Source organism: Chitinophagaceae bacterium, from assembly GCA_030053935.1.
Lineage (GTDB): Bacteria > Bacteroidota > Bacteroidia > Cytophagales > JASGCU01 > JASGCU01.
Map to the genome: position 1 here is coordinate 1 of JASGCU010000064.1, position 13726 is coordinate 13726.

7 protein-coding genes are annotated in these 13726 nt (G+C 33.0%); all 7 read left to right on the forward strand.

All coding sequences use genetic code 11. The features are described from left to right. Positions 1-40 precede the first annotated feature (40 nt). The 7 genes from QM536_07155 to QM536_07185 all read left to right on the forward strand — a co-directional run bounded on the left by QM536_07155 (position 41) and on the right by QM536_07185 (position 13534). Positions 41-448, forward strand: a complete 408-nt coding sequence (locus QM536_07155) for a hypothetical protein (GenBank protein ID MDI9356780.1) — start codon at positions 41-43, stop codon at positions 446-448. Positions 449-982: 534 nt separating this feature from the next. Continuing rightward, positions 983-3460, forward strand: coding sequence for a TonB-dependent receptor (locus QM536_07160; GenBank protein ID MDI9356781.1), 2478 nt, complete (start codon positions 983-985; stop codon positions 3458-3460). Between the two features lie 19 nt (positions 3461-3479). Continuing rightward, positions 3480-4544, forward strand: a complete 1065-nt coding sequence (locus QM536_07165; protein ID MDI9356782.1) for a DUF4249 domain-containing protein — start codon at positions 3480-3482, stop codon at positions 4542-4544. Positions 4545-5148: 604 nt separating this feature from the next. After that, positions 5149-8190 carry a TonB-dependent receptor gene (locus QM536_07170; protein ID MDI9356783.1) on the forward strand — a complete coding sequence of 1014 codons (3042 nt, stop codon included), beginning with the start codon at positions 5149-5151 and terminating at the stop codon, positions 8188-8190. A 17-nt stretch (positions 8191-8207) separates the two neighbouring features. Then, positions 8208-9692 carry a RagB/SusD family nutrient uptake outer membrane protein gene (locus QM536_07175; protein ID MDI9356784.1) on the forward strand — a complete coding sequence of 495 codons (1485 nt, stop codon included), beginning with the start codon at positions 8208-8210 and terminating at the stop codon, positions 9690-9692. A 464-nt stretch (positions 9693-10156) separates the two neighbouring features. Next, positions 10157-11470, forward strand: a complete 1314-nt coding sequence (locus QM536_07180; protein ID MDI9356785.1) for an Ig-like domain-containing protein — start codon at positions 10157-10159, stop codon at positions 11468-11470. Positions 11471-11545: 75 nt separating this feature from the next. Next, positions 11546-13534, forward strand: a complete 1989-nt coding sequence (locus tag QM536_07185) for a glucoamylase family protein (GenBank protein ID MDI9356786.1) — start codon at positions 11546-11548, stop codon at positions 13532-13534. Positions 13535-13726 lie beyond the last annotated feature (192 nt).

Here is a 13726-nt window from a genome sequence, read left to right on the forward strand (position 1 = left end):
ATTATAGATATATTTTTTAAGAGATCGTAAAAAAAATAAAATGTATAAAAAAATAGTAATAATTGCAGTGGTTGGAATGATTTTATGGAGCTGTAAAAAAGACCCCGAACCCGTGGTTTTAAGTGAGAAAACCAAATTAATAATAGGAAGTTGGAAAATAAAAAGAATAAACCCTGATAATCCAGTGTATGCTTGTTTGAAAGATGTTATTCTTAAATTTCAACAAGACGGCACTTTAACTTCTGAGGACGGTCCTCAGCCCTGTAATACTGGAGGAGGACAAGGACAGCAAGTTTCAAAAGCCACTTGGTCTTTTCAAAAAGACGAAAAGCAAATAAAACTTCCTCTCTGTGGAACTGGTAATTGTGATTTAGTAAAATTAACTACCGATTCTTTGATAGTAACATCATATAGTGCTGGTAAGCTTACATACTATCTCGCAAAATAACATATAGAAAAAGAGAGCATTGATGAGATGCTCTCTTTTTTTTTGTTTCTGTATTTATTTCTTTACTTGGTTCTTTCTCAAAAAAATATAACTACAATCCATACCCTTTGTTGATTTTTATACAAAAAATCAAAAATAACATAAAAAAATCAAAAATATCATTTTTTTATTACAAATGTTTTGAAAAAAAATATTTTTAATAAATTACAGAAAATAAAAAATAATTATCTCTTTGTATAACACAGCTTCAGCTGGTCCTGTTTTTGTAGATGGAAACGATCCCAATCAAGCAGCCGCAAACCCAGGTAATAATTTTCAATACGAAATAAGGCAATGGACAAATATCTACTAGATCTGAAAAGGAAATAGATATGCTTTGTCTTTTATGAATCGGTGGTATTAGAAGAGAGTGTTTTTGTGAGAGTAAAGAAACACTCCCTTTTTTACAGAGGCACTCCTTCTTTTACCACTTATTATAAAAAAAAATGTCAATAATAATAAATTTTTTATTACACCATAAAAATACAATATGATATGATTAGATATATATTCATTTTATTATTTATAGGGTCGGTCTTCCCTTGTTTTTCTCAAAAGAAGTATACTCTTTCGGGATATATAAGGGATATGCGGACAGGGGAGAATCTTATAGGAGCAAATGTATTTGATAAAAACACGTTTTTAGGGAATGTAACCAATAAGTATGGATTCTTTTCAGTTTCTTTACCGGAGGGAAAATATACAATAGTTTTTTCTTATGTGGGGTATAATTCTATGGATACCACTTTTTTGTTAGATGGAGATAAAAAGATGAGTGTTTTATTAGAATCGGGTACTGTCTTAGAAGAAGTATTGGTAGATTCTGAATATGATCATCTGGAGAATACACAAATGGGTTTAGTATCTATTCCTATAGATCAGGTAAAGCTTCTTCCCCGATTTGGAGGGGAGGTAGATATTTTTAAGGTACTCCAGTTGATGCCTGGTATCAAAAACGGAGGGGAAGGATCCAGTGGTTTATATGTCCGGGGAGGCGGACCAGACCAAAATCTCATACTCTTGGATGGAGTCCCTGTCTATAATGCGTCCCATCTTTTCGGTTTCTTTTCGGTTTTTAACGACGATGCCATTAATAATGTAGAAGTTATAAAAGGTGGATTCCCTGCCAGATATGGAGGAAGACTCTCCTCTGTGATAGATATGACTATGAAAGAAGGGAATATGAATAAATTTAACGTCAGCAGTACCATCGGACTGGTTGCTGCAAAAGTAACAGTAGAAGGTCCCATAAAAAAAAATAAAAGCTCTTTCATCGTATCTGCCCGAAGAACTTATATAGATCTGATTTTAAAGCCAATTCTCGGTTCAAATGCTTTCAATTATTACTTTTATGATATAAACGCAAAAATAAATTACATATTTTCCCCTAAAAATAGGATCTATGCCAGTTTTTATATGGGAAGAGATTATTTTTTTTCAGGAAATAAAATCAATCGAATATCTACACTCAAAGTAAAAAATTCTGAGAAACAAGATTCTACGATATATGTCTCTTATAATTCAGATTCAGAAAACGAAATAAGCTGGGGAAATATCACAGCTGTTCTACGTTGGAATACGGTTCTAACCCCTAAACTTTTTCATAACCTCACCTTTACTTATAGCGAATATAATTTTAGTTCTATGGCTAAACAAACTATTGTTTCTGAAAATACTACCTATATTGATAACAGTTATAGTCGCACCGAATACTCTTCGGGGATACAGGACCTTGGTTTAAAAACAGAGTTTGAATGGGATCCCAATACACATCATTCTTTTCGTACAGGGGGAAATGTTACCCACCATACCTTTCGCCCTGGGGTTGCCTCGCAGAGTTCTTCTTTCAAAAAAGATACCACTACGGGTAACAGTCAAATATCTGCTATGGAGTTTGCTTTCTATGTAGAAGATGATTATAAAATAACCCGGCGATGGAGAGCTAATATAGGAATACATACATCAGGATTTTTGGTAGATCAGACCTTTTATAAAAGTATTCAACCCCGAATCAGCATCAGGTACCTTTTTCCATTACAAACTGCCGCAAAAGTATCTTATTCCAGTATGGTGCAGTTCATACATCTCCTTGCCAATTCGGGAGCGCAATTTCCCACAGATCTCTGGGTTCCTGCTACAAAGAAAATAAAACCTCAGGAATCACAACAGATCGCCCTCGGAATAGTAAAAGAATGGAAAAATAACACGTATGAAACAAGTATAGAGGCGTACTACAAAACAATGAATAATGTGATACAATATAAATCAGGGGCTTCTTACATCGCACTTACTGAAAGCTGGGAAAACAAAGTACTAGCAGGAAATAGCACCAGCTATGGAATAGAGTTTCTCATCCAAAAAAAGAAAGGAAAATTTACCGGTTGGATAGGATACACTCTTTCTAAAACAGAGAGAGTATTTGAACAACTGAACAATGGAAAACCATTTCCCTATCGTTATGATAGAAGACACGATATAAGCGTAGTAGCACAATACCAAATTAAAAAAGGTATCAACATATCTGCTACCTGGGTACTTTCCACAGGGAATGCCATTACCCTACCACAAGAAAAATCACAGGATCATAAGACAGTAAACACAACAGGATTAAGTGAATATGACCTTATATACCATCCATTAGTAGAAAGGGTACAACCTACTCCAGAATTCTCGGATCTCATAGCTTCTACAGGCTTATTTACCAAATACGACACAAAAAACTCCTTATTTTATTATGGATCTGTCAATAGTTATAGAATTCAATCTTTCCATAGGATGGATATAAACATAAATTTCACAAAAAAATTTAAATGGGGAGAAAGAACTTGGAGTGTGGGAGCTTATAATCTCTACAACAGAGCAAATACCTTTTATATTTCTCTCGAATACACCCCAGATAATAATCCCTATTTTTTACAACACAGCCTCTTTCCCATCATTCCTTATTTTAATTTTTCTATTTCTTTTAAATAAATTTTTACTTATTTTTTATATGAAAACACAATATATATTAACACAAATACAACAGTGGATTTTTTTTGCAGGATGTACCATCATTTTCTTCAGATGTACACCACAAGTAGTAGAAATTGATATAATAGATACCCCGCAAAAAATAGTATTAAATGGTTTTATTGGTGTAGAAAATCCTCTTTTTATAGTACTTACAAAAAGCGAAAATATACTGAATAATGCACCTGAAGACATTGATGAGACGCTCTGGGTTAAAAATGCAACTGTGAAAGTATATGAAAATAATATATTTTTAGGAAATGTTACTCCTGCTAAGAAAAGTATATTTATACATCTGGATGGAACCAAAGTAGAATTTATGCATACTCTCCATTTATACATGACTCCCTTTATCTATCCTAAAGCAGGAGCAACGTATAAAGTAGAAGTTACCCATCCAGACTATGAACCCATAACAGCAGAGGCAACGGTACCGGTCCAATCCCCTATCATAAAAGAAATATCCTATACAAAAGTAATAGATGAACTCAATCTAAATGGAACAGGATTTAATCTAGCGTATCACATGAAAATACAGGATTTACCGGGAGAAAACTACTACGAAGTATTAGTAGGAAAATACATTTATGGAAATAGGCGTAATTTCGATAGAAATGGGAATATAATACAATGGTTCGACAGTATTTTTTATTATAGTGGGACCTACTTTGTAAATTCAAATCAGGATGGCGACGCTAATACAGATTTTGCTGATAAAATTGGTACAAGCAGTATATTTCTTTCTGAGGAGTATGCAAAAGATGGAGTAATAGAGGTAGTATTCAAAGTTCAATTATATCCTTTTCATTATGCTTCGGATCCCAGGATAAGTAAGGATTCTCTCAAGGTATCGGTAGTGGTACGAAATATAGATAAGAGTTTTTACCAGTATGTGAAAGATGCGAATAACCAAATAAAAATTCAAAAAGATCCGTACGCAGAACCCATCTTAGTAAATACGAATACAAGTAATGGTTTTGGAGTACTTAAATGTTACACCCAGTCCAAAAAAGATATATTGGTAGAAGCTATAGATGAAGACTAGTAAAACAAGGAGTAAAATTCTCCCTGGAAAGAATGCATTTATAGATACTTTTCATATATACTAATTCCATTAAAAAATTAGAAAATAATTTGAAAAATAATAAAAATTACAATAAAATATTACTTTTATTTTTTTTAGTAAAAAATACCAAAAAGTAATTCACAAAAGATGATGGTATACATTATATCAACGCAATTCCTGTTGTTAAGAATGACTCTCTCTCTCTTTTTGAGACACTTTTTTGTCTATTCTTGGGGGAGCAATTATTTTTAGCAAGGAGCAGCCAAGCGGCAGAATGCAATATATAAGAAAATAAAAATCAAAAATAAATGTTTTCATTCATGTTTTATTTATTTTTGAGAAATACCGTTAGGAAACATGACAATTATGTATTACAAAATAAAGTATTGTTTGTAAAAAAATATTTTATAGATAAAAATTCGTTTTTTTTAATAAATTTAGAAGAAAATACCGTAATAAACAACATATTTTTTTTTAAATTATTTTTGTTTCATTAGCGAATGAGTATGTTCTTTCCTTTTCAACAAAGAACTTTTGTATCAATATCAGTTACTACTATAAAAATAAATAAGAAAGTAGAATAATGAATAAGAAACTAATTACGTATATTTTATTATTATTGTTTTTCATACATTTTACCCAAACGTATGCACAGACAAAGAGTGTCAAAGGGAAAATAACTTCTAAAGTAAGTAAGGAAGGGTTGCCGGGTGTATCTATCTTGATAAAAGGCACGAGGGAAGGCACGATTACAGATGTAGAGGGAAAGTATGAGTTACAACATACAACTACTCTTCCTGTAGATATAGAAATATCTTTTGTGGGGTATAAAAAGAAAATAATTACTCTCACAGAAGAAACTACAAATGTAGATGTAGAATTAGAAGAAGATACGAGAGAGTTAGAAGAATTGGTAGTTATAGGTTATGGGGTTCAGAGAAAGGGTGATTTAACAGGTTCTGTTTATTCTGTAAAAGGATCGGATTTGGTAAAAATTCCTTCTTTTGATCCCATGCAGTCTCTTCAGGGGAAAGTTCCTGGTATACAAATTTTGAACAGTTCGGGGCAACCTGGTGCCTCAGCAGTAGTGAGAGTTCGTGGGATAGGAACATTTAATAACTCTTCCCCTATTTATGTGGTAGATGGTGTTATTATAGATAATATAAATTTTTTGAACTCAGCCGATATTCAATCTATAGAGGTTCTTAAAGACGCATCCGCTACATCTATTTATGGTTCACGTGGAGCAAATGGTGTTATTGTTGTTACTACCAAGCAAGGAAAAGCGGAACAAAGAAAGCCGGTTTTTAGTATTACATCTGAATATAGTACTCAAAATTTGAGTAAAAAAATAGATCTTTTAAATGGAAAAGAGTTCGCTACTATTTTGAACGAGGCAAAAGTAGGTAACTATAATAATTTAGAACTTCTACCAAATACCGATTGGCAAAATCTTATTTTTAGAACAGCACCCCTTCAAAATTATCAAATATCTGTAACTGGAAGCACAGAACGTGTGCAGTATTACTTTGGTGTAGGATATTATAATCAAGCAGGAATAGTTAAAAACTCTGAATACCAACGATTGAGCATAAAAATAAATAATACATATAAACTTACCAAACATATAAAATTAGGAAACAATATTTCTATTTCTCCTTATACACAACAAGTAGCACCGAATGTAGTATACAGTGCTTATCGCGCACAACCCATAGCGAAACCTTATTATAACGACGGTACTTATGGAGTAGTTCCCAATGTAGGAAATCCATTAGCAGATTTGGAATACAACTCTCATAATTTTAATAGAGGATTCAGAACAGTAGGAAATATTTTTGCAGAAGCAGATATTATAGAAGGATTAAAATTTAAAACCAGTATAGGGATAGATTATGGTTCTAATAAAAGTACTACATACTCTCCCGATTATACTGTATATAATGCCGATGGAACCGCTTCTCAACAACAGAATGTGAATAGCGATTTGTACAAAGGATACAGCAATAACCTCACATGGATATGGGAAAATACCCTTAACTATAATAAAACAATTAAAAAACATCATTTTGATATATTAGTAGGATATACTATGCAGGAAACTTCTTCTGAATTTTTAAACATTCATGGAGAAAATATATTGAGAAGTAGTACTGATTTTTGGTATATCAGAGCCAGTTATATTGTTGACCCCACCAAAAGCATTAATACACTCAATGATTTAGTAAATGGGGTAGACCCCAATCAAAATTATGCTCTTATTTCTTACCTCGGACGTATTAACTACAACTTTGACAATAGATATCTCTTTACTTTCACTTTCAGAAGAGACGGAAGTTCTAAGTTTACACAAAATAATCGTTATGCAAACTTCCCTTCTGTTGCTTTAGGATGGAATATGCTCAATGAATATTTCATGAGTCCCTCAAAAACAATACTATCACAACTAAAAATAAGAGGAAGTTGGGGAACCATTGGAAACGAAAAAATAAATTATAATAGACAATTTTCCCTTATCCAAAACGAATTGAATCCTGTTTTTGGAATAAATGAAGCTCTCAACCCAGGTGCTACTTATGGCACAGCTGGAAATCCAAATTTAGTATGGGAAACAACATATCAAACAGATATAGGTATAGAATTCGGATTCTTTGGAGATAAACTGGTCGGAGAACTGGATTACTATAACAAAACAACCAAAGATATTTTAGTAGACCTCCTTTCCCCGGGATATATAGGAAATGGACAAGGACAAAAAGTAACTTATAATGCAGGAGAAGTTCTTAATTCAGGCATTGAATGGAATATTTCTTACAGAAATAAAATATCTACACTGCAATATAAAATAGGATTTTTAGGATCCACCATTTCTAACAAAGTCATTACTGTTATAGGAAATAACGGAGGAGACCCTACACTTATAGGGGGATTTTTAGGAAATGGAATTCCCGTTACTTTGAGTAAACCAGGGTTACCCATAGGGGCTTTTTATGGGTATCAAACAAATGGAATATTTCAAAATCAAGCCCAATTAAACGCCTACCCCCACAGTTCTCAGGCGAATGTGGGAGATCTTATATTTGTAGATACAAATGAAGATAAAAAAATAACCGATGCGGACAGAATTTACCTCGGTTCCCCTATCCCGTCATTTATTTATGGTTTTAACACAGAACTCAACTTTAAAAATTTTGATTTCAATATAGATTTTCAGGGACAATACGGAAATAAAATATTTAATGGAAAAGAAGTAGTACGCCCCGATCCATACAATTTTGAAAAACACGTCATAAACCGATGGACAGGAGAAAATAGCACTAATTCAGAACCGAGGGCATCTCTAGGTGGGTATAATTATACTCCTTCTGATAAGTTTATCCAAGACGGTTCTTTTTTAAGGATACGTAATATATCTTTAGGGTATACTTTACCTGAAAATATTTTAAAAAAAATACGAATGGAACAAATAAGATTTTACATAAAAGTAACAAATCTCTATACTTTTAGTAGTTTTACAGGATATTCACCCGAATTCGCTACCTCAGACGTATTATCAAATGGGATAGATAACGGAGTTTATCCAATATCAGCCATCTATTCAACAGGTTTTAATGTAAGATTTTAAATATAACTATACTCAACATGAAAAAATATAGAATCAAAATCAGTGTTATTTTTATAACTATTATATTCATAAAATGTTCCAGTTTTTTAGATATAAAACCACAGGGAGAACTCACGCAAGCTTCTTTTCCTAAATCAAGCTCTGACGCATTGCTCGCAGTGAATGCTACCTACAGTACTCTCAGAAATTGGTTTTATCATTCGGGCGGCTATCCTATTTTAGATATTATGTCTGATGATGCTTATAAAGGAAGCAATCCCGGTGACCAATTTGCTACTGTAGGTCCTTACAATACTTTTAACATAACCACTACTCAGGATGGATTAGACAGATGGTGGACAACTCTTTTTTTAGGAATAAAGCAGGCAAATGTAGTCATAGAAAATATTCCCAATATTTCTATGGACGAAAAAATTAAAAATACATATATTGCAGAAGCAAAATTTTTAAGAGCATTATATTACTTTGATATGGTAAGAGCTTGGGGAGATGTACCTTTAGTTACCACAACTGCCGCCCCACTTCAGCTCCCAAGAACACCTAAAAAACAAATATATGAACAAATAATACAAGATTTTCAACAGTCTTTAGAGGCACTCCCAGAAAAAAGTGCCATTTCCCCAGATCAAATGGGAAGAGCAACAAAAGGTGCTGCAAAATCTTTTTTAGCAAAAGTATATCTCTTCCAGAATGATTTCGTAAATGCAGAAAAATATGCCACTGAGGTCATCCTTTCAGGACAATATTCTTTAGAAGAAAATTTCTCCGATGCCAATAGTGAAAAGGGAGAATATGGTGTAGAATCTATTTTTGAAATAGGCGCTAGAAGAAATGAAGGATTTGAAAACGGAGGCGACCAATACTCTAATAACCAAGGAGTACGTGGAACCCCTAACAGAGGTTGGGGATTTAACAGACCTTCTTTAGAACTCAAAGATTCGTTTGAACCCAACGATCCACGAATGGACGCTACTATTATTTTTTTACACGAAATCCTAGATGGTATAGAAATACTCGGAGATGGGACTACTCCCGACATCGTTTATGATACAAACGGAAAATTGATAGAAATAGAATGTTATAATCAAAAAGTATGGACATTAGGAAACAATACCATTACCGCATGGGCATACAACCGCCGACTATTGAGGTATGCAGATATTTTACTCATAGCAGCCGAAGCTTCTAACGAAAATGGAAAAACCGCCGAAGCATTAAAATATCTCAATACGATACGAAAAAGAGCTAGAGGAAATAAACCGAATATACTCCCAGACATAACAGAAACAAATAAAACTAAACTGAGAGATATAATACTTGACGAAAGAAGACACGAACTTGCATTAGAAGGACACAGATTTTGGGATCTCATACGAACAGGAAAGGCAGAACAAATACTCAGCCCCCTGGGCTTTGTAAAAGAGAAAAATGAAGTGCTTCCAATACCACAAACAGAAATAGATCTTTCCCAAGGAACTTTAAAACAAAATGATGGTTATTAACTATTTTTTAATACAAATAAATATATACTCCCACATACAAAAAAACACAAGAATTTAAAAAAATCTATCATCCAATGGATATATTGAAAATCTACCAAAGAAAGAAGCATTCAAAACACCCCCATAAAATAATAGTGTTTTTTGCAATAAAATTATTTTTTTTTACTAAAAAACTGTTTTTAATGATTTTTGTAAATATTTTAATCGTTTTTTTGTAAATATTTTAATCGTTTTTTTGTAAATAAAAAATAAATTCAAAAAAAATATATTGATATAAAATCAAAAATAAATGTTTTAAATACCGTGTTTTATTTATTTTCGTGAAATATCATTATGGAACATAATAATTAACTCTCATAATTGTTACTGTGGAAAGAAATTACAGGAAATAACACTGAACCTGATACAAAAAGAAGTGGTTTTTAATTTTTTAATTTTATTTTTTAATTTTATTTTTTAATTTTATGCAAAAAACAAATGTTTTATGGAAGAGTATTCTTGTTGTTGTAATAACAACAGGGATAACATTGTATATAAGCAGCTGTAAAAAAGAAGTAGTGATTGACCCCGCTCTAAACACAATTACCATAGGTAGTTTTGATCTGAACGGTGTAACCGCAGCTTCTACCGTACCTGTAAATGGTACAGTAACAGCTACTTTTAATAAGGACATTGATGTAAGTTCTGTTAACAGTACAAACATCACTGTTATAGATTATGGTGATAAACCTATATCTACAAGCCTGAGCGTATCGGGGAGTACCCTGAGTATCGTCTTTGCAAATCTCTTTACAGGAGCTGGTTATACCATCGGTATTACTAATTTAAAAACAACTGATGGAGGAACTTTTCCTACCATAACCAGAAAATTTGCTACCACAGGAACTTTTGCTCCTTCAGGTGTAGTAGCTTTCTGGGATTTTGAAGGTGCTGATATTTCGGCAGCCTCTAAGGATAAAGTAGGAAGTTACAACGTAGACCCAGCTTCTGTAGTAGATGTTACTCTTGCTGCTTCTAAAAATGATATATTGGGAAAAGCTGCTTCTTTTAATGGAAGTACATCTTACGCAGATATACCAAATGCTGACCAACTCATGAATACGAAAGACTTCACTATCAGCTTTTGGGTAAAAGGTGATGGAACAAACACTCATGGTAATTTTGTACTCGGAATCGCTGGATGGTATGGTTTTCAATTTGAAATAGCTGGTGACTGGACATGGGTAAAACTCGCCACACAATATGCCTATGGTGCAACAGCAAAAGTAACATCTGGATCAGAAGATAATTGGTGGATCGGTAGCGGATCTACCAAAGATGTTGCAGGATATAACCCCGATGGTACGAAACAAACCGATAAAGGATGGCAAGGGTGGACTTTTAATAAAGATGTCAACTCTAACAACCAAGGAGGAGTTACAAAACTATTCAAAAACACATGGGCTCATGTAGTTTGCACTTACGAATCATCTACTAAACTAGCAACTATGTATGTAAACGGAGAAAAAGTAAAACAACATGACTTTAATCTTTGGCCTGCTGGGGATGATAAACTCACAGTTACAGGATTAAAATACGCAGGAGGAACCACAGATGCTGCAAAACGCCTTGCCCTCGGTTTCATACAGGCTAAAAATGATAGATTTATTACAGATAGTTGGGCAGATGCCTCAGTTACCACAAATAATCACTTTAAAGGACTCTTAGATAATATTAGAATCTTTACAGTTGTAGTAACCGCAGATCAAGCAAAATTAATGTACGACTCAGAAAAATAATTTTTTAAACAATGCAGTGGTAACAAAAATTACCACTGCTTTTTATTTTATCCCCCCACTCAAAAAAAACTTATTATGAAACTATTCAATATTTTTTTATATTTCTCAGTACCACTTTTTTTTTGCACCCAGTGTAAAAAAAATAATCTCGATATAATAAACCCTAATAGCATAACCCTCATAGGAGCATCTATCGGAACGTATGAATTATCTCTTTTAGATTCTACAAAAAATACCCAAATCCCCATAAATAATTCCATACTTTTGAGATTTTCATCCCCTTTGGATAGTATAAAAATAACTACTGCGATTTCTTTAGAAGACACAAAAGCAAATAAAATCTCTCTTTCTTTCTCTTTTTTAGATAATAATAAAACCATTTCCTGCATTCCAAAAGGACAATCTCTCAATAATAATACTTCCTATAAATTGAATATTGAGTCCGCCTCCCTTGGAAAAGATAAAGAATATTTTACTAAAACATCTCTTTTTTTTACCACTCAAAAAATAAACCTTTCTATTCTTTCTCTCTCTTTTGATGAAAAACAACAAAATCTACCAGAACGCATTATCAACACATCGCTGCTTCCAACCATAAAAATAGAATTTAATAAACCACTCTTACCAGAAAAAATTGTTCCTCAAAATTTTCAAATAGCAAGCAGTACTGCTATTACTCCGACTATTACATTAGAAAAAAATAATACCATTTTAAATATTATTCCTACAACACTTACCCAAAATACCCGTTATAGTTTTTGGATTTCTGATAAAATTACCGGACAAAATGGAGAATCATTTCCTTCCTATTCTGTTTATTTTTATACTGCTCCCGATACTTTATATGAAAAAACTATGACCGATGAAGAACTTCTCACCTTAGTTCAAAAGCAAACTTTTAAATATTTTTATGACTATGCCCATCCTTCTTCTGGAATGGCAAGAGAACGCCTTGGTTCAGAAGACATAGTCACCAGCGGAGGAAGTGGTTTCGGAGTAATGGCTTTTATTGTGGCTATGGAAAGAAACTTTATTACCCGAAAAGAAGGACTCGCACATATAGAAAAAATACTCACCTTTTTAGAAAAAGCGGATAAATTTCACGGAGCATGGTCACATTGGATAAATGGAAGCACCGGAAAAGTCGTATCCTTTAGTCAAAAAGATGATGGAGGCGATCTCGTAGAAACTTCTTACATGGCACAAGGATTGATAACATTGCGACAATATTTACATTCCAAAGATTCTTACGAATCCTCCCTCCAAAAAAGAATAAATAATCTGCTCAATAATATAGAATGGAATTGGTACACACAAAATAATGAAAATGTCCTCTATTGGCATTGGTCCCCAAACTATGGCTGGGAAATGAATTTCAAAATCACGGGCTATAACGAAGCCCTCATTACCTATATAATGGCAGCATGTTCTCCAACATATCCTATAAATCCCGAGGTGTATCACCAAGGATGGGCTAAAAACGGATCCATAAAAAATGGGAAAAATTTTTATGGCATTACTCTCCCTTTAGGGTTTGATTATGGCGGTCCCCTCTTCTTTTCTCATTATTCTTTTCTTGGCTTAGATCCACGAAATCTCAGTGATAGATACGCTAACTATTGGGAACAAAATACCGCTCATACCCTTATTAATAGATTATACTGTATTGCTAACCCTAAAAAAAATGCAGGTTATAATACATATTCTTGGGGTCTCACCGCAAGCGATAACCAAAATGGTTATTCCGCCCATGACCCCACCAATGATTTGGGAGTTATTACTCCTACTGCTGCTCTTTCTTCTTTTCCATATACCCCAAAATATTCTATGGATGCCCTTCATTTTTTTTATTATAAAATGGAAAATAGAATATGGAAAGAATATGGATTTGTAGATGCCTTTAATACAAATGAAAATTGGTATGCTTCCTCTTTTTTAGCAATAGACCAAGGTCCTATCATAGTAATGATAGAAAATTATAGAACAGCCCTGCTCTGGAATCTTTTTATGTCTGCACCCGAAGTAAAACAAGGACTAACCCGATTAGATTTTAAAATAAAATAATATATGTATAGTTTCACCACGTTTGTATACAAATTTTATTATAATTGAAATATAACAAATCTTAAAAACATCCCAAAAAATTAAAAAATCTATCATCCAATGGACACATGAAAATGAGTCAAATGAATAAGTATTCAAACTACCTAACATAAAATGATAGTATTTTTTTGAATCATTTTTGTAAATAAAAAA

What these genes read in the sequence shown, in the direction of transcription:
- QM536_07155 (MDI9356780.1), top strand. Translation starts at nt 41, where the DNA reads ATGTATAAAAAAATAGTAATAATTGCAGTGGTTGGAATGATTTTATGG.
- QM536_07160 (MDI9356781.1), top strand. Translation starts at nt 983, where the DNA reads ATGATTAGATATATATTCATTTTATTATTTATAGGGTCGGTCTTCCCT.
- QM536_07165 (MDI9356782.1), top strand. Translation starts at nt 3,480, where the DNA reads ATGAAAACACAATATATATTAACACAAATACAACAGTGGATTTTTTTT.
- QM536_07170 (MDI9356783.1), top strand. Translation starts at nt 5,149, where the DNA reads ATGAATAAGAAACTAATTACGTATATTTTATTATTATTGTTTTTCATA.
- QM536_07175 (MDI9356784.1), top strand. Translation starts at nt 8,208, where the DNA reads ATGAAAAAATATAGAATCAAAATCAGTGTTATTTTTATAACTATTATA.
- QM536_07180 (MDI9356785.1), top strand. Translation starts at nt 10,157, where the DNA reads ATGCAAAAAACAAATGTTTTATGGAAGAGTATTCTTGTTGTTGTAATA.
- QM536_07185 (MDI9356786.1), top strand. Translation starts at nt 11,546, where the DNA reads ATGAAACTATTCAATATTTTTTTATATTTCTCAGTACCACTTTTTTTT.